Below are 17,446 nucleotides of genomic sequence, written 5' to 3'. Positions count from 1 at the left end.
AAATTTTGTATATCAAAACAAGGAGGAAGAAAAATGAGTTTTCCAAAAGGATTTTATTGGGGTGGAGCAACAGCTGCAAACCAATTAGAAGGAGGCTGGCAAGAAGGTGGTAAAGGTATTTCTTGTCCAGATATTTGTACAGGAGGAACTGCTACAAAAAGTAAAAGAATTACACCAGTATTAGAAGAAGGGACATTCTATCCAAGTCATGATGCGATTGATCATTATCATCGCTTCAAAGAAGATATTGCGTTATTTGCGGAAATGGGATTTAAAATGTATCGTTTTTCTATTGCATGGACACGTATTTTCCCAAATGGTGATGAAGATAAACCTAATGAAGCAGGTTTAAAATTCTATGAAGAATTAATTGATGAATGTTTAAAATATGGTATTGAACCACTCATTACAATTTCTCACTATGAAGTACCATTTAACTTAACAAAAAAATGGAATTCATGGGTAGATCGTCGTATGATTGATTGTTACTTAAATTTCTGTAGAGCTATTTTTACTCGCTATAAGGGAAAAGTAAAATATTGGCTAACATTTAATGAAATCAATAGTGCAACAACAGCAATGGGAGCATTTTTAGGACAAGGTATTTTAAATGAGATTAAAGAAATGGAATTTATGGATCAAGTAGATGTTCCTCAAAACCGTTTCCAAGGATTACATCATCAATTTGTAGCAAGTGCTTTAGCAGTGAAAATGGCACATGAAATTGATCCAAACTATCAAGTAGGATGTATGCAAATCATGGCCACAAGTTATGGTCTTACATGTAATCCAGATGATCAAATTGAAAATCAACAAAAGAATCATTTAATGAACTGGTTCTGCAGTGATGTTCAATGTCGTGGTAAATATCCAAACTACATAAAGAGATATTTTAAAGAAAATAATATTGAAATTAAAATGGAAGAAGGAGATGAAGAAATTCTTGCAACTGGTCCAGTAGATTTCTATACATGTTCTTATTATATGTCAAACTGTCAAACTGCTGATAAAACAAAAGAAGGTGGAAAAGGAAATATCTTAGGTGGAGTTCCTAATCCATACTTAAAAGCATCTGACTGGGGATGGCAAATTGATCCAGTTGGTTTAAGATATTCACTAAATGAAATTTATGATCGTTATCAATTACCAATCTTTGTTGTAGAAAATGGGTTAGGGGCTTATGATACAATTGATGAAGATGGTAAAGTCAGAGATAGCTATCGTATTGATTATTTAAGAAGTCATATTGAACAAATGCATGAAGCTGTTTTAGATGGTGTTGATTTAAGAGGATATACACCTTGGGGATGTATTGATTTAGTTTCTGCTTCAACTGGAGAAATGGCAAAACGCTACGGATTTATCTTTGTAGAAAGATATGATGATGGTACAGGAGATTTTGCTAGAAGAAGAAAAGAATCTTTCTATTGGTATAAAAAAGTCATCGAAACAAATGGAGAAGATTTAAAATAATAGTAAAAGGGCTCAATTGAGCTCTTTTATTACTTTGTTATAAAATTAATACCACGTGCTTGCGTGTGGTAACTCTAGAGTTTTAGCGTTAAGCAAAAAGCCTCAAGTGATAAACTAAAAATAGCCTGATAGCTAGAAATAGAAATAAAGAAGATAATATTTAGATAGAATTACTCTTTTTAGTAACAAACAACCGTGTCATCTTTATCGAATTAATACCTTAATTTATTGGCGAAGATAGTTGTAATGCGTTAGAATCATTTTGGTTTTCATATACAAATTATATAACAAAAAAGAACAATGTTTCAGCTTTTGCTGTTTCATTGTTCTTTTTTCTATTTTTGACTGCTTATTTTGTTACACAGTAAAAGCAGTGTAACTGTCAGGCTTCGGTAAGTGAGGACTTTGGAAGTACATACCGCGTCTTTTAGGCGTGTTTATTACTATTGTGGTAAAGTATCTTTGTATTTAGGATAATCATTTTTTACAACATTAGCATAAGCTTTATAAGCCTCTTCAAGTGTATTGTATTGATCTTTTCCAGTTATGTATGATTTATATTGACTAGAATTGCCACTACCGGTTGGAGCAATCGCTATATATGGTTTATGAGTACTATCTTTTCGCTTTCGTGCAGTCGTTGATGATGAAATGTAGAATTTTCCATCAGCTGTACTAATAATGACAGGAATTTGTGTATTAGCATTGATTTTATCTGTATCAACTGAAGTCCAAAATAAATATCTTTCAGATTCTTTTCCTTTTTTTGCGTTTCCATAATAGGCCCATGTACCATAGTTTAATAAACTCTTATTTTCAATCTGTTTGTTTAATTCTGGAACCATTGTTGAACCATCACATTTCGAATCAATTTCAAAAAAATCTCTATTTTTAAGATCATTTTCTAATAAACCGCTATTATTTAATGCACTATGTAAATTCGATGAAAAATCAATAGTGGATTCTTCTGTTTTACTTTCTTTCCAATTAAAAACAACAGTATTCTTTTCTTTATTGTATGAGATTTCACAAACACCACCGGCTTTAGGAATTCCTTTCCAGTTATCAGTGTCACCATCTGATTTCTTGTGCGTAATACCAGCAATAGTTACAGAATCAAAAGCTTGCCAATCATCTTTCTTTTGTGTAAGTTCTACTTTTCTTACAATATCTGTTTTATATCCTGTTTTTCCCATCGCGATGATATCTGTACAAGCAGCACGAACGTTGATGAGGTCACGCGATTCGCGACTTTCTTCAAGGTATCCTTGACAAGCTGGAATAGCGATAGCTGCAAGAATGGCGATAATTAGAAGAACTACTATTATTTCTACAAGAGTAAATCCTTTATTTTTTCTTTTCATAGGCACCCCTTCTTTAATGAAGGGTTTATTTTACTTTATCATATTTTTATTAATTTGTGGGCATTTATGAGCTTTTTTTATTTCTTCTTCTAATACTTTTAAAAAATATTGTGCAGGTTTAGAAAGAACGCGATATTTTTTCCAAATAAAGGCAAGTGATGAGGTGATTTGCGGTTCAAGGGGTCTAAAACATAAAGAGTTTTCACTACTTGTATCAATGAGATTTTTTAAAGAAATCACGGCTCCATTACATTCCTTTGTTAAAATACTGGCATTATAAATTAAATTATAGGTTGCAATAATATGATACTTAGAAAAATAAGAATTGGCCCAATTTTCTATTTGTTTATATTTTAATTCTTGTGAGGAACAAAGAAGTGGAACATTCATTAAGTCTTGAGGGGCAATGGTTTCTTTTAAAGCAAGAGGATGATCCTTTTTTATATAGATTCCCCATAAGTCTTGATAAGGTAAAGATAAATGATTGTATTTATAAATATTAGCGGGTTCAATGATCATACCAAAATCAATCAGACCTTTTTCAAGACGATCTGTCACATCTTGTTCATTGCCACTAAATAAATGGAATTGGATACGTGGATAATTTTCTTGTACACGTTGAATGGCTTTACAAACGATTTCGATGCCTAACGTTTCACCACTACCAATACATACTTCACCACTTAAAGTTTCATCGAATAGCATAATTTCACTTTCTGTTTTTTCAACCAAACTGACAATTTCTTCAGCACGTTGGCGAAGTAAAATACCTTCTTCTGTTAAAGTGATTTTACGATTACCACGAATAAAAAGTTGTTTTCCTAAATGGTCTTCAAGCTCTTTCATTTGTCTTGATAAAGTGGGCTGAGTCACGTTTAAGCTTTCAGCCGCTTTTAAAATTGTTTCCTCTCTTGCAATCGCAGGAAAATATTGTAGAAGTCTAAATTCCATGATTTCACATCCTTTATGCTTATTTTAATCATCTTTATTATGCCTTGCAAGTATAGAAATGTATTTGTTATAGGTATTTGATAATATAGAGATAAAGAATTACAATAATAAAGGAAAGTGGTGAGAGCTTTGGGAAAAGAAGTAATTGAAGAATTAATTATGAATTTAAAAGATGCAGGATGTGATGAAGAACTTATTACAAAGTGTATTAAAAAATATAATAATGATGATTTGAAGATGTTGATAAAATCATTACAGTGTCATCGTTGTTGTTTATTAGATAAATTGCATGAGGAACAAAAGAAAATAGATTGTTTAGATTATTTAATATATACGTTAAAGAAACAAATGAAGGAGGATTAAGATGGAATTAGTTAAACAAGCTTATTTAAAAGGTGAAAGAGCTTTATTTAAAAGTCATGATTTAAAAGTAGAAGATAGTATTTTTGCAGATGGAGAATCGCCTTTAAAAGAAAGTGATCATATAGATATTAGTGGAAGTATTTTTAAGTGGAAATATCCACTATGGTATTGTAATCATATCAATGTAGAAAACAGTACCTTACTTGAAACTGCTAGATCAGGTATTTGGTATACTCATCATATTAATATTAAAGATAGCGTGATTGATGCGCCTAAAACATTTAGAAGAGGGACACATATTTCTTTAGAAAATGTTAATATGGTCAATGCTCAAGAAACCTTATGGAAATGTAGTGATATTAAGTTATATAATGTGATTGCTAAAGGTGATTACTTTGGAATGAATAGTGAAAATATTGAAATTGATGGCTTGAATTTATCAGGAAATTATTGCTTTGATGGTGGTAAGAATATTATTGTTAGAAATTCAAAACTTGTTTCAAAAGATGCTTTTTGGAATTGTGAAAATGTAACGGTTTATGATTCAGTAATTATTGGTGAATATCTTGCATGGAATACGAAAAATATTACTTTTGTGAATTGTACAATTGAAAGTTTACAAGGATTATGTTATATCGAAGGATTAAAGATGGTAAATTGTAAATTAATTAATACCACTCTAGCTTTTGAATTTTGCAAAGATATTGATGCACAAATTGTAAGTCATATTGATAGTATTACAAATCCTATTTCTGGTAAAATTAGTGCACAGAGTATTGGTGAAATGATTATTGATGATCAAATCATTGATCCAAGTCAAACAAAGATTCAATTAAAGGAGATGTAAAGATGTACGATTTTTCAAAGATGACCAATCGTTTTAATACAAATTCATATAAATGGGATGTTAAAGAAAATGAACTTCCTATGTGGGTAGCTGATATGGACTTTGAAACAGCTCCAGCTATTATAGATGCTTTACATAATAGGGTAGATCATAAAATCTTTGGTTATAATACGGTACCTGATGATTATTTTGAAGCTTATCAAAAGTGGTGGGAAAGAAGACATCATTTTCATATGGAAAAAGATTGGATGATGTTTGTTACAGGAGTTGTTCCTGCTATTTCTTCGGTAGTTAGAAAGGTGACAACAGTAGGTGAAAATGTTTTGATTATGTCACCAGTTTATAATATTTTTTATAATTCTATTTTAAATAATGGAAGACATGTTTTGTCAAGTGACCTTGTTTTTGATGGAAAAGAATATCATATTGATTTTGAAGATTTAGAAAGAAAACTTTCTTTAAGTCAAACAACATTAATGATTTTCTGTAATCCCCATAATCCAATAGGTAAAATTTGGGATAAAGAAACTTTACAAAGAATTGGTGATTTATGTGCAAAACATCATGTTATTGTTTTAAGTGATGAAATTCATTGTGATATTACCAATCCTCAAAAAGAATATATCCCTTTTGCTTCCGTTTCAAAAACAAATTTAGAAAATACAATTATGTGTATTGCACCAACCAAAGCCTTTAATATGGCAGGGATGCAAACAGCCTGTATTGTTGTACCAAATGAAGTATTAAGACATAAAGTCAATCGAGGAATTAATACGGATGAAGTGGCAGAACCAAATAGTTTTGCGATTTGTGCCACAAAGGCAGCTTTTAATCAAAGTGAAAATTGGCTTAATGAATTAAATCAATATATTCAAAATAATAAAGATTATGCGATTTCATTTATTCAAAAAGAAATCAAAGATGTTTATGTAGTGCCTACAGAAGCAACTTATCTTTTATGGATCGATTGTCATAAGGTATGTTTAGATAGTGTTGAACTCACTTCTTTTATAAGAAAGAAAACAGGTCTTTATGTAAGTGATGGTCTAGAATATGGTGAAAATGGAAAAGCTTTTATTCGTATGAATGTAGCTTGCCCATTTGAAAGATTAAAAGACGGTTTAAATCGTTTTAAAGAAGGAATTTATTTGTATCAAAACAAATAAATCCTTTTTTTTAAAGAAAAACGTATGAAAAAATACAATATAAATAATAGGAGGACCAAAAGATGAAAGAGAAGATAACCATACCATTTTATAATGACCTATTATTTAAGTATTTTGTTTATGATAATGAAGATGAAGGATGCCAGTATATTCTAAAAAAGATTATTGAAGAAATAACACCTATTCGCTGTAAAGAACTTTATGTTATTAATTCAGAGTTAATGACACATCACTATCGGGAAAAAAGATCTATTTTAGATGTTAGAGTAAAAACCCAAGAAGGAGAGTATATCAATATTGAAGTGCAATCAACGGGATTATTTGAAAGTTTGCATCGAAGATTTCAATATTATGCTTTTAAAAATATTGCTTCACAAGTAAAAAGTGGAGATGAATATCGAAAGTTACAACCGGTATATCAAATAATTCTTTATCATGAAGAAGATAAGGAATATCATGAATTAATAAGAAAATTTAGTATTATGGATAATAAATATCATGATGATAAAGGAAGTTTAATACATATTTATTATGTGTTTTTAAAAGAAATTGAAAAAATAGTTAAAGAAAAGGGAAAAGATCATTTAAATGAATTAGAAGAGCTTTGTTATGTCATTGAAAAAGGTAATGAATGTGATAGAATAAAGATGACAAGGGTGGGACAAATCATGAAAGAAAAATATGATAAGTTTATGGAAGATATGAATTTAAGAGAAGAAGCATGGGCTTATGAAAAGGCTGAATTTGATAAGATAGCTCATTATGTCGATGGAGAAGCTAAAGGCAAAGTAGAAAAGTCAAAATCGCATGTCATAAAATTCTATAAAATGAAATATCCAAATGAAGATATAAGTTGGTTAGAAAATCTCACAGAAAAACAATATGATGAAATCTTTGATATGTTATTAAATAATGAAGATTTAGAAGTAATAAAGAGAATAATAGGAAAGTAAAGTACGAGAAATCGTGCTTTTCTTTTGGACAATTCGTCCAATGAAAAAGAAAGTGGATTTTGTTATGATTTTTAAACGAGGAGGTTAAATGATGGATAGAGATGATAAATTTTGGCATGATTTAAATGAAAGAGAAGAAGCCTGGGCTTATGAAAAGGCTGAATTTGATAAGATAGCTCATTATGTCGATGGAGAAGCTAAAGGAAAGGCTGAAGGAAGAGCTGAAGGAAAAAAAGAAAAATCGAAATCGCATGTCATAAAGTTCTATAAAATGAAATATCCAAATGAAGATATAAGTTGGTTAGAAAATCTCACTGAAAAACAATATGATGAAATCTTTGATATGTTATTAAATAATGAAGATTTAGAAGTAATAAAGAGAATAATAGGAAAGTAAGGTACGAAAAATCGTACTTTTCTTTTGCTTTAATATTGAAAAATAAATTATATTTCTTTAATATATTTTTGAAGAAAAAGGGGAGAAGTGAATGATTAAATTAATAGCAACAGATATGGATGGAACTTTTTTAGATTCTTCTAAAAGATTTTCAATGGAATTTTTTGATATTTTTGCTGAACTTAGAAAAAAAGGAATTAAGTTTGTAATTGCTTCAGGAAATCAATATTTCCGTTTATATCAAAAATTTTTACCAATTTCTAATGAAATGTATTTTATTGGTGAAAATGGGAGTTATATAGCTAAAGGAGCAAAACTTATTTCAACTAATACTTTAAAAAAGGAACAAGTACAAGCGGTTATTCAATTAGTAGAAAAACATCCTGAATTGAATATGATTTTATGTGGTGTAAAAAGTGCGTATTGTTTAAGTGAATTTAAACATTTAGAATCAGTTGTTCGTACATATTATTGTAATTATCAATTTGTAGAAAGTTATGATGAAATTGATGACGAAATTATGAAAATAGCAATCTATGATCCTAGTCATCAAATTATCCGTTATGCTGATGATATTGCTAGAGGATTAGATAAAGGTGTTAAGGCAACAACTTCAGGTAATGAATGGATCGATATTCAAAATGAAGATATTAATAAAGGGGTAGCTATCAAGTTATTACAAAAAAAATTAAATATCAAACCGGAAGAATGTATGGCGTTTGGTGATCAAATGAATGATTATACTTTACTTAAAGCGGTAAAATATAGTTATGCTATGGCCAATGCTGTTCCACGTATTAAAGATATTGCTTATGGCATTGCTAAAAGTAATGATCATCAAGGTGTTTTAGAGGTGATCAAACAAGAAGTATTGAATGAATTATAGAGTGTAAACTCTTACATTGAAAAATAATTCTTGACATAAAAAATAAATAATGACAATTCAAATTATTATGATATAATGAGGAAGTTATCGAAGGGAGAGTAGCGTATGAATATTAGAAATATAGCGATTATTGCCCATGTAGACCATGGAAAAACAACATTAGTAGACCAATTATTAAAGCTATCTGGAACATTAGAAGACCGTGAACAAATTAGTGAACGTGCGATGGATAGCAATGCCCTTGAAAGAGAAAGAGGAATTACAATTCTTGCTAAAAATACAGCAATTAATTATAAAGATTATCGAATCAATATCATGGATACACCAGGCCATGCTGACTTTGGTGGAGAAGTAGAACGTATCATGAACATGGTAGATGGTGTTTTATTAGTAGTAGATGCTTATGAAGGAACAATGCCACAAACACGTTTCGTTTTAAAGAAAGCTTTAGCTGCTAAAGTAAAACCTATCGTAGTTATTAATAAAGTAGATAGACCTGTAACACGTATTGATGAAGTTATGGATGAAGTCTTAGAATTATTTATGGAATTAGGCGCAGATGATGACCAATTAGAATTCCCAACAATCTATACTTCAGCTTTACAAGGAACATCAAGTTTAGATCCTGATATTTCAACACAAGTACCAAATATGGATTGTTTATTTGATATGATTATCAAAGAAATTCCTGAACCATTAGTAGATGTTGATGGACCTTTACAATTCCAACCAGCTTTATTAGACTATAATGATTATGTAGGACGTATTGGAATCGGACGTATTCAAAGAGGTAAGATTCATGTTAATGAATCAGTCACTTGTGTAAGAGCTGATGGAAGCCATAGTCAATTTAGAATTCAAAAATTATATGGATTTATTGGATTACACCGTATTGAAATTGAAGAAGCAAGTGCAGGAGATATCGTTGCTATTGCTGGTCTTGCTGATATTGGTGTTGGTGAAACAGTATGTACAACTGGTCAAGAAGAAGCTTTACCATTATTACATGTTGATGAACCAACAATTCAAATGGTTTTTGGAACAAATACTTCACCATTTGCTGGTCAAGATGGTAAATTTGTGACTGCTAGACAAATTGAAGAAAGATTATTTAAAGAAACAAATAGAGACGTTTCATTAAAAATTGAAAGAATTCAAAATAGAGAAGAATGGATCGTTTCTGGACGTGGAGAATTACACTTATCTATTTTAATTGAAAATATGAGACGTGAAGGTTATGAATTACAAGTTTCTAAACCTAAAGCAATCATGAAAGAAATCGATGGTGTTTTATGTGAACCATATGAAGAAGTAACTATTGAAGCACCTGATGATTGTATTGGAGCGGTTATTGAATCACTTGGATATCGTCGAGGTGTCTTAGAAACAATGGATTCTCGTGATGGACAAACACGTGTTGTTTATACAATTCCATCAAGAGGTTTATTTGGATTTATGACAAACTTCTTAACAATGACAAAAGGATATGGAATTATCTCTCACTCATTTATTGATTACCGTCCAATGGAAGGTGAAACAGTTGGTAAGAGAAACTTAGGAGTTTTAATTTCAATTGATAGTGGACAAACTACAGCTTATTCACTTGGAAGTGTTGAAGATCGTGGAGTTATGTTCGTTGGTCCTGGTGTGGATGTTTATGAAGGTATGATTGTTGGTGAACACAGTAGAGATAATGATTTAACTGTTAATGTTACTAAAGGTAAACAAATGACAAATACACGTTCATCATCAAAAGATTCTACAGTTGTTTTAAAAAGACCTCGTCAATTTAATCTAGAATCTTGTTTAGATTATATTAATGAAGATGAACTTGTAGAAGTAACACCAAATAATATTCGTTTAAGAAAACGCTATTTAACTGAAAACGAAAGAAGACAACAATATAGAAAAAATAACGGATAAGAAAGAGCTCATTCGAGCTCTTTTTTAAATTTGACACTAATTTGTGTAATATAATTTTGTGGATTTGCTTCAGTAAGTTCATCAATTAAACTTTCATCATAAGCAATATCATCTAATACTAGATGATTTTTTTTAGCATAATCTAAAAAAAGATGATAGGATTGATAAGATGTTTCATAAGTTCCTTTATGATAAATAACTAAATAGTTACCAGAAGGTATAATATCATAATTTTCATCTTCTAGTTGATTATCTAAAATTGTGTAATAATATTGATAAAATGTTTTCTTTCTTTTTGACTTTAACATTTTTTTCCATTCAACCATTCCACTAATAGCATGTCCTAAGGAATGGTTTTGTTTTTTTCTATATTTAATATGTTCTCCTAAAATTTTATACTGATTGATTTCTTTACTATTAAAAGGAATATAATCACTTTTAATAATTTTAATCTCATCTCGATATTCGATATATACCATATCTGTCAATATTTGATTAGCTTTGGTAATAAGTTGACATTTTGTTTCCATCATATTGATCATTTTATGATAGGTAGTAATAATCTCTTTTAAAGTATTCATCTTATTAGAAAATAATTCATACGTACTTTGAGCATTACGATGTTCAATATAATCTTTGATTTCTTCTAAAGAAAGTCCTATCTTTTGAAGAGACTGTATAGTAGCTATAATGTCTAATTGGGACATTAAATAAAATCTATAGCCTTTTTCGTTTTTATATGCAGGTAAAAAGATACCTTTTTTTTCATAAAAAATTAAAGTTTGACGACTCACTCCTGAAATACTTGCAAATTCTGTTGGTGAAACATAAAAATTATCCATTTTTTAGCCAATCCTTTCCTAAATTAAAAAATTCACAAATAACACTTGATTGTATAGTTACAATATAGCATAAAATAAACGTAGAGTTAAGAAACAGGAGGAAAATATGTTAGAAGTCAATAATTTTTTTCATGGAACACGTATTGTAGAAGGATATGGTGTTTTAAATGAAACAGGGAATGAAGTAAAAACATTAGGATTTAAGAAAGTGTTGATTGTTACAGATGATTTTTTATCTAAATCAGCTCATTATCAAGTATTAAAAGAAAGTTTAGAAAAAGAAGGAATTGAATATTTATTAGAAACAAACGTAAAACCTAATCCAAGAGCAGAAGATTGTGATGCAATGGCAAAAGTTGCTATTGAAGAAAAGGTAGATGCCATCATTGCTTTAGGTGGAGGGTCAGCAATGGACCAAGCAAAAGCAGTTGCTGCAATTGTTACAAACGGAAAAACGACTGTTGAATGGGGAGATGTAGAATTAGAACATACAATTTTACCACTTATTTGTATTCCTTCAACTGCTGGAACAGGAAGTGAAGTTACATGGTGTGCAGTCATTACAGATACAGCAAGAATGTATAAAATGACAGTTGGGGATCCTATTCATATGATTCCAACACTTGCAATTTGTGATCCAACAATTACTTTAGATTTACCACAATCACTGACAGCATCTTGTGGAGTGGATGCTTTAACACATTGTATAGAAGCTTACACAGTTAAAGTTCATCAACCAATTACAGATGCGCTTGCTTTAAAAGGAATTTCATTAATTGCTCAAAATTTAGAAAAAGCTTATGTAAATGGTCATGATAAAGAAGCAAGAAGAAATATGATGATAGCAAGTACAATAGGAGGTATGTCATTTATTAGCTCTAATGTTGGTGCTGTTCATGCCTTTGCTGAAACAGTTGGTGCGTGGTTTGATACACCACATGGTGTCGCTAATTCTTTATTTTTACCATATATTATGGAATACAACATTCCTGCATGTTTAGATAGATTTGTAGATATTGGTGATGCTTTAGGTATTGAAAGAAATGGTATGAATGATCAAGAGTATGCATATAGTGCAGTTCAATATGTAAAAGATTTAAATAGAAGATTAAATATTCCTAAAATTAAAGAAATAAAAGGGATTACTGAAGATAAGTTTGATGCAATTGCTCAAAGATCAGCAGATAATGTTTTATCAAATGATAATGCAAGAGAAATTCATAAAGAAGATTACTTAGAATTATTAAAAAAAGCTTATAAAGATGAAGGAGAAAAAGAAAATGCATAAGATTAAAAAAATTGTTGATTTATCATGGGAATTTACAGCTGATACACCAATTTATCCAGGAGATCCTGAGCCATCAGTTACTGTAGCAACAACTTTAGAAAATGAAGGTTATAATTTATCAACATTAGTAATGGGAACACAAACAGGTTCACATGTAGATGCCCCTTATCATTTTTCTAATGAAGGAGCAACAATTGATCAAATGGAGTTAGATTTCTTTTTAGGAGATGCTATTGTTGTAAGAGTCACTGATAAAAAAGCTGAAGAAGCAATTACAATGGAAGATATTGAACCTTATAAAGAACAAATTACACCTGGTAAAATTGTTTTATTTAATACAAATTGGTATAAAAAAAGAGGAACAGAAGAATTTTTCCATCATCCTTATGTTAATGGAGAAGTTGCTCATTATTTAGTAGAACAAGGTGTTAGATTTATTGGAATTGATACAATTAATGCTGATCAAACAGGTGGAACAGAATTCCCAGTTCATGATTTATTTTCTGAAAAACGCTTAATGATTGGAGAAAACTGGGCTTATTTTGATCGAATTGATTTTGAAAATCCTTATATTATTGCTATTCCAATGAAAGTTGTAGGTTGTGATGGTTCACCAGTAAGAGCAATTGCTGTTGAGTGGGAGGATTAATGATGGATAAAAAGATTATTCTAGGATATACACGTAGATTACTTGCAATTATTCCTTCTATTTTCTTTTGTGCTCTAGGGGTCGCTTTACTTGTTTCACCAGAATGGGGAAGCGATCCTCTTACTACTTTTGAAATAGGACTATCTAATGTTTTTCATGTTCAATTAGGAACAGCAGCACTTGTTTTTGAAGGAATTGTTTTCTTTGTATTTTTAATTATTAGAAGAGATTTAGTACATTTAGGAACATTAGCTTGGTGCTTTTTAATAGGTCCATTTGAAAATGTTTGGTTAGATTTTTTAGCACCAATATTACCACCTGTAGATGCGATGTCATTTGGTTTAAAAGTAGGTTGCATTATTGCTGGATCTTTAATCATTATCCTTACTCTAGCCTACTATATTCCTATTGGTCTTGGATATCAATCAAGTGATATTTTTGCTTTTGCAATGGCTGATTTATTACATAAGAGTTATGGTATAGGTTTATCAGTTTCTTATTGTATTTTATTTGCCTTGGGAGTTTTTATGGGAGCTTCTTGGGGGATAGGAACACTGATTGCAGTTTTTGTTTATGGACCAGTTATTGATCAATTATTACCTTATTTTAAACCTTATACTTATAAGATAGCTGGGATGACAGATGAAAAAGATGACTAAAAAACAAATGTATTTGTATGGCTTACCTGGTCTTGCAACATTGTTTACATTTACAATGTTTACGACTTATGGTTTATATTTCTTTACAGATGTTGTAGGACTTTCAGGAAGTTTTGCAGGTTTTATTATGACTATTGGGACTGTTTGGGATGCCATTACAGATCCTCTAGTAGGAATGATTTCTGATGCAAGAGATCCTCAAAAAGGACGAAGAAGACCATTTTTAATTGCTTTTGCCATTCCTTTTGGAATTGTTACATGGCTTTTATTTACGTCATGGAATTTTGTAGAAACCACACAAAAGATTTATTTTATTGTTGTTGCCATTTTATTTTATACATTTCAAACATTAATAGATATTCCTTATACATCTTTAAGTGGTGAAGTTACAAATGATTATGATACTAGAAGTCGATTAGCCACTATTAGAACATTTTGGGCTATCGTAGGGGTTGCTTTAGGAAGTGGTATCATGGCATATACTTCTTTTTTAGCTCCTTTTGTAGGAAGTATAAAGAATGCTTGGTCTGTTTGTTTTGCTATTTTTGGTTTTATTTGTACAATCAGTATTTTAATTGGTTGGAAAGTTTCTAAAGGTTATGAAAATCAAGAAGTCATCATTAAAGAAAAAGTAACTTTTAAAGATTTATTAAATGGACCATTAAGAAATAAAGCTTTTTTACATTTAACAGCAGCATTTATTTTTGCTATTTTAGCACAAGCTGTATTTTTAGGCGTATTAGTTTATTACCTTACTTATAATTTACAATTAAATAATATGCAAGTGTCGATGGTCAATATTATTATGTGGATTGTTGCTTTGTTTTGGGTGTTTCCTATTAATAAATGGTCCATCAAATATTCTAAAGCTAAAGCTTGGTGTATTTCGATGGGGATTTGGTTTGTATGTATGATTGTATTTCCTCTATTTATCTTAAAACCAAAATCAGCTATTGGTCCTGTTATCATGACAAGTATTTTAGTAGTTGGACTTAATGCTTTATATCAAGTGATTTATGCAATGATTAGTGATTGCGTAGAAGTTGATTGTTTGATAAATAAGGTTAGAAAAGATGGTATTTTTTATTCAATGGCTACTGTTTCACAAAAAATAGCAGCAGCTATTGGGGTAAGTATCTTAGGAAACTGTATGGATAAAATTGGTTATAATGGTCAATTAGCAACCCAAAGTTTAGCAACACAACATGGAATTGCTCTTTTATTTATAGGTGTGACGTGTATGTGTTTACTTTTATCTATTATTTGTATGATGACAAATCCACTTACGAAAAAAAGATATCAAGATGTTTTAGAAGCTTTAAAGAAAAAAGAACAAGGTCAAGAAATTAATATTGAAGAATTTAAAGATTTGTTAATAATAAAGATGAAAAGATAGATTTTGAATAAAAATCTATCTTTTCTTTATAAAATAGAAAACATCAAGTATAATATGTTTGAAGAAAGTAGGGGATAAAATGATAGCAGGTATAGAAGTTAATCTATCATTAATTTTAAACATTATTCGTACAATTATTGATTTATTATTAGTGTGGTATATTTTATATTTAGGAATTAGTATGTTTAAACAAAATATGAGAACGATGCAGTTATTTAAAGGGGTTCTCATTATTTTGTTAATTAAATTAGTAACAAGTGTTTTAGGACTTTCAACAATGTCTTATTTAGTAGATACGGTTTTGACTTGGGGAATTATTGCGGTAATTGTAATCTTTCAACCAGAAATTCGTTCATTACTTGAAAAAATGGGACAAACTAAAAGAGATTATCATATGGAACGTTTATCAAATGATCAAAAGGAACATTTGTTAGATGAAATTGTTGATTCAGTGACAAAGTTATCAGAAACACAAACAGGGGCCTTGATTACTTTTGAAAGAGGACAATCTTTAATAGATTATATTAATACAGGAACTAAAATCAATGCCGATATTAAATCAGAATTATTTAATACGATCTTTTGGGAAGGAACACCTTTACATGATGGGGCAGTTATTATTAAAGATGACCGTGTTGTTTGTGCAGCTGCCTTTTTCCCACCAACTCAAAAGGATCTTTCACCTATTTATGGGGCAAGACATCGTGCTGCTTTAGGAATAAGTGAAATTACTGATTCATTAACAGTTGTAGTTTCTGAAGAAACAGGGACGATTTCTTTTGCTATCAAAGGAGAACTTATTAAAATTCCAAGAAAGGAATTAAGAGCAAGCTTAGTTAATGAACTAGGTTGGTTTAAATCAGAAGATGAAGAAGGTGATGAAGATGAGTAAAAATAATCAAGAACATCGTGATTCAACAACTGATTTTTTCTTAAATTTTATTTCAAAAGAAAAAGAAAAACCAAAAACAGAAGAAAAACATATCACTCCTCAATCTATTAATGATGAAATAGATTTAAGGGGAAGAGCTTTTGTAAATGGTGCTATTAAAGTGATGAATTTTATTAATTCTACTTTAGATAGAATGTTACAATCAGGATTATCTTTAAAAATATTATCATTTATTTTAGCAACGATTTTACTATTTACAGTTAATGGAGGTAATTTTGAAAATGTATTTTCAACACCTAATTCAGGAGATTATATTCAACAAGTCCCTGTGAAAATAGAAAATTTACAAGATGATTTTGTTGTTGCTGGAATGCCAGAGACTGTAAGTGTAGGCTTAGTTGGTCCTTCTATTGATATTTATAATGCTAAATTGATGAAAAATTATGAAATATATGCTGATTTTTCGGGAATAGGGGAAGGTGAACAGACAGTAGAATTGAAATCAAGAAATTTCTCTAATGATTTAGAAGTTCTCATTGTTCCTCAAACAGTAATGGTAACAGTTTCACAAAAGGTAACTAAAACGTTTAGTTTAGGATATCGTTTTAAAAATGAAGATAGCTTAAAGGATAAACATTCTGTTTCAGTAGATAGTATTGAACATAGTGAAGTAGAAGTAAGGGGTTCACAAGATAATATTGATAATGTTTATTCTGTTGAAGCAATTATTGATTTAAAGGGAGTGACAGATTCGTTTACTCAAGAATGTAAAGTAAAGGCTTTTGATCGAAGTGGAAAAGCTTTAAATGTAAGTGTTATTCCTTCAATTGTTAAAGTGGATTGTTCATTGTCTAATTATAGTAAGACAGTTCCACTTGTACCTGAATATACAGGAAATGTGGCTAATGGATATGCAATAGATCAAATGACTTTTTCAAAAGATAAAGTAAAGATTTATGGTGATGAAAGTAAATTAAAGGATATTAATAATATTAAAGTTAAAGTGGATGTAAGTGATTTGGAAGAAGGTCGTACATTTAAAGACTTAAAATTGTTAAGTGTTTCAGGAGTTAATAAGATGTCATTTACTAAAGTGGATGGAACAATTACGCTTGTTCCTTCTGAACAAAGACAATTTACGGATATACCAATTCAAATAAAAAATGGCAAAGAAAGCAATGTTTCTATGTCAAGTGATACATGCAATTTAACAGTTATTGGTACAAGTGATCGTATTAATGCTCTTACAAATGATGACATTAAGGTCTATGTAGATGTCGTTGGGTTAAAAAAGGGTCGACATAATGTGAAATTAGAAGTAGAATTAAGTGACGAAACTTTAACATATCGTTTAGATAGCGATGAACAGATTCGCGTAAATATAAAGAAATAGGAGA

Annotated in this window: 17 protein-coding genes; 14 read left to right on the top strand and 3 right to left on the bottom strand. The window is 30.1% G+C overall.

Annotated elements, in window-relative coordinates:
- Positions 1–33: 33 nt before the first annotated feature.
- Complete coding sequence (locus tag HUU89_RS06510) at positions 34–1,473, top strand: glycoside hydrolase family 1 protein (RefSeq protein WP_032090681.1); 1,440 nt, start codon at positions 34–36, stop codon at positions 1,471–1,473.
- A gap of 443 nt (positions 1,474–1,916) precedes the next feature.
- On the opposite strand, the gene HUU89_RS06505 is transcribed toward HUU89_RS06510, so the two are convergent.
- Positions 1,917–2,837 carry a prepilin-type N-terminal cleavage/methylation domain-containing protein gene (locus HUU89_RS06505; RefSeq protein ID WP_175301311.1) on the bottom strand — a complete coding sequence of 307 codons (921 nt, stop codon included), beginning with the start codon at positions 2,835–2,837 and terminating at the stop codon, positions 1,917–1,919.
- Positions 2,838–2,867: 30 nt separating this feature from the next.
- The gene (locus HUU89_RS06500; protein WP_175301310.1) at positions 2,868–3,788 is read right to left on the bottom strand and encodes a LysR family transcriptional regulator; all 921 of its coding nucleotides are present in this window, start codon (positions 3,786–3,788) and stop codon (positions 2,868–2,870) included.
- Between the two features lie 129 nt (positions 3,789–3,917).
- On the opposite strand from HUU89_RS06500, the gene HUU89_RS06495 reads away from it, so the two are divergent.
- From HUU89_RS06495 to typA, 7 genes are all read left to right on the top strand, one after another.
- A complete protein-coding gene (locus HUU89_RS06495) occupies positions 3,918–4,151 on the top strand; it encodes a hypothetical protein (RefSeq protein WP_199588461.1) in 234 nt (77 codons plus the stop codon).
- 1 nt (position 4,152) lies between these two features.
- Entirely contained in the window at positions 4,153–4,998 is an 846-nt protein-coding gene (locus HUU89_RS06490; protein WP_175301309.1) for a DUF3737 family protein, read from the top strand.
- A 2-nt stretch (positions 4,999–5,000) separates the two neighbouring features.
- Entirely contained in the window at positions 5,001–6,164 is a 1,164-nt protein-coding gene (locus HUU89_RS06485; protein ID WP_175301308.1) for a MalY/PatB family protein, read from the top strand.
- A gap of 62 nt (positions 6,165–6,226) precedes the next feature.
- Positions 6,227–7,117 carry an Rpn family recombination-promoting nuclease/putative transposase gene (locus HUU89_RS06480; protein WP_175301307.1) on the top strand — a complete coding sequence of 297 codons (891 nt, stop codon included), beginning with the start codon at positions 6,227–6,229 and terminating at the stop codon, positions 7,115–7,117.
- An 88-nt stretch (positions 7,118–7,205) separates the two neighbouring features.
- On the top strand, positions 7,206–7,514 hold the full coding sequence (locus tag HUU89_RS06475) for a hypothetical protein (protein WP_143712312.1): 309 nt from the start codon (positions 7,206–7,208) through the stop codon (positions 7,512–7,514).
- 91 nt (positions 7,515–7,605) lie between these two features.
- The gene (locus HUU89_RS06470) at positions 7,606–8,400 is read left to right on the top strand and encodes a Cof-type HAD-IIB family hydrolase (protein ID WP_032090671.1); all 795 of its coding nucleotides are present in this window, start codon (positions 7,606–7,608) and stop codon (positions 8,398–8,400) included.
- A gap of 105 nt (positions 8,401–8,505) precedes the next feature.
- On the top strand, positions 8,506–10,323 hold the full coding sequence (gene typA / locus HUU89_RS06465; protein ID WP_119363816.1) for a translational GTPase TypA: 1,818 nt from the start codon (positions 8,506–8,508) through the stop codon (positions 10,321–10,323).
- Between the two features lie 8 nt (positions 10,324–10,331).
- Here typA and HUU89_RS06460 read toward each other — a convergent pair whose 3' ends face one another.
- Positions 10,332–11,165: a MerR family transcriptional regulator gene (locus HUU89_RS06460; protein WP_175301306.1), complete on the bottom strand. Its 834-nt coding sequence runs from the start codon at positions 11,163–11,165 to the stop codon at positions 10,332–10,334.
- 106 nt (positions 11,166–11,271) lie between these two features.
- Here HUU89_RS06460 and HUU89_RS06455 point away from each other — a divergent pair, with 106 nt between their 5' ends.
- The 6 genes from HUU89_RS06455 to HUU89_RS06430 all read left to right on the top strand — a co-directional run bounded on the left by HUU89_RS06455 (position 11,272) and on the right by HUU89_RS06430 (position 17,442).
- The gene (locus tag HUU89_RS06455) at positions 11,272–12,453 is read left to right on the top strand and encodes an iron-containing alcohol dehydrogenase (protein ID WP_175301305.1); all 1,182 of its coding nucleotides are present in this window, start codon (positions 11,272–11,274) and stop codon (positions 12,451–12,453) included.
- On the top strand, positions 12,446–13,102 hold the full coding sequence (locus HUU89_RS06450; RefSeq protein WP_081918962.1) for a cyclase family protein: 657 nt from the start codon (positions 12,446–12,448) through the stop codon (positions 13,100–13,102). Before HUU89_RS06455 ends, HUU89_RS06450 begins: the two co-directional genes overlap by 8 nt.
- A gap of 2 nt (positions 13,103–13,104) precedes the next feature.
- Complete coding sequence (locus HUU89_RS06445) at positions 13,105–13,761, top strand: YczE/YyaS/YitT family protein (RefSeq protein WP_032090667.1); 657 nt, start codon at positions 13,105–13,107, stop codon at positions 13,759–13,761.
- Positions 13,754–15,157 (top strand): MFS transporter, encoded by a 1,404-nt coding sequence (locus tag HUU89_RS06440; protein ID WP_217498444.1) that lies wholly within the window; start codon positions 13,754–13,756, stop codon positions 15,155–15,157. Before HUU89_RS06445 ends, HUU89_RS06440 begins: the two co-directional genes overlap by 8 nt.
- Positions 15,158–15,236: 79 nt before the next feature.
- Entirely contained in the window at positions 15,237–16,049 is an 813-nt protein-coding gene (gene cdaA, locus HUU89_RS06435; protein WP_032090665.1) for a diadenylate cyclase CdaA, read from the top strand.
- The gene (locus HUU89_RS06430) at positions 16,042–17,442 is read left to right on the top strand and encodes a YbbR-like domain-containing protein (protein WP_175301304.1); all 1,401 of its coding nucleotides are present in this window, start codon (positions 16,042–16,044) and stop codon (positions 17,440–17,442) included. The genes cdaA and HUU89_RS06430 overlap by 8 nt, the downstream gene beginning before the upstream one ends.
- Positions 17,443–17,446 lie beyond the last annotated feature (4 nt).

The organism is Faecalibacillus sp. H12 (assembly GCF_013361255.1).
In the GTDB taxonomy this organism is placed as follows: Bacteria; Bacillota_I; Bacilli_A; order Erysipelotrichales; family Coprobacillaceae; genus Faecalibacillus; species Faecalibacillus intestinalis.
Note: the sequence above shows the minus strand (reverse complement) of the source record. Positions and strands in the feature narration are given on the sequence as shown.

Excerpts from the sequence above, each read along its gene's own strand:
- HUU89_RS06510 (WP_032090681.1), top strand. The coding sequence starts at position 34 with ATGAGTTTTCCAAAAGGATTTTATTGGGGTGGAGCAACAGCTGCAAAC.
- HUU89_RS06505 (WP_175301311.1), bottom strand. The coding sequence starts at position 2,837 with ATGAAAAGAAAAAATAAAGGATTTACTCTTGTAGAAATAATAGTAGTT.
- HUU89_RS06500 (WP_175301310.1), bottom strand. The coding sequence starts at position 3,788 with ATGGAATTTAGACTTCTACAATATTTTCCTGCGATTGCAAGAGAGGAA.
- HUU89_RS06490 (WP_175301309.1), top strand. The coding sequence starts at position 4,153 with ATGGAATTAGTTAAACAAGCTTATTTAAAAGGTGAAAGAGCTTTATTT.
- HUU89_RS06485 (WP_175301308.1), top strand. The coding sequence starts at position 5,001 with ATGTACGATTTTTCAAAGATGACCAATCGTTTTAATACAAATTCATAT.
- HUU89_RS06480 (WP_175301307.1), top strand. The coding sequence starts at position 6,227 with ATGAAAGAGAAGATAACCATACCATTTTATAATGACCTATTATTTAAG.
- HUU89_RS06475 (WP_143712312.1), top strand. The coding sequence starts at position 7,206 with ATGATGGATAGAGATGATAAATTTTGGCATGATTTAAATGAAAGAGAA.
- HUU89_RS06470 (WP_032090671.1), top strand. The coding sequence starts at position 7,606 with ATGATTAAATTAATAGCAACAGATATGGATGGAACTTTTTTAGATTCT.
- typA (WP_119363816.1), top strand. The coding sequence starts at position 8,506 with ATGAATATTAGAAATATAGCGATTATTGCCCATGTAGACCATGGAAAA.
- HUU89_RS06460 (WP_175301306.1), bottom strand. The coding sequence starts at position 11,165 with ATGGATAATTTTTATGTTTCACCAACAGAATTTGCAAGTATTTCAGGA.
- HUU89_RS06455 (WP_175301305.1), top strand. The coding sequence starts at position 11,272 with ATGTTAGAAGTCAATAATTTTTTTCATGGAACACGTATTGTAGAAGGA.
- HUU89_RS06450 (WP_081918962.1), top strand. The coding sequence starts at position 12,446 with ATGCATAAGATTAAAAAAATTGTTGATTTATCATGGGAATTTACAGCT.
- HUU89_RS06445 (WP_032090667.1), top strand. The coding sequence starts at position 13,105 with ATGGATAAAAAGATTATTCTAGGATATACACGTAGATTACTTGCAATT.
- HUU89_RS06440 (WP_217498444.1), top strand. The coding sequence starts at position 13,754 with ATGACTAAAAAACAAATGTATTTGTATGGCTTACCTGGTCTTGCAACA.
- cdaA (WP_032090665.1), top strand. The coding sequence starts at position 15,237 with ATGATAGCAGGTATAGAAGTTAATCTATCATTAATTTTAAACATTATT.
- HUU89_RS06430 (WP_175301304.1), top strand. The coding sequence starts at position 16,042 with ATGAGTAAAAATAATCAAGAACATCGTGATTCAACAACTGATTTTTTC.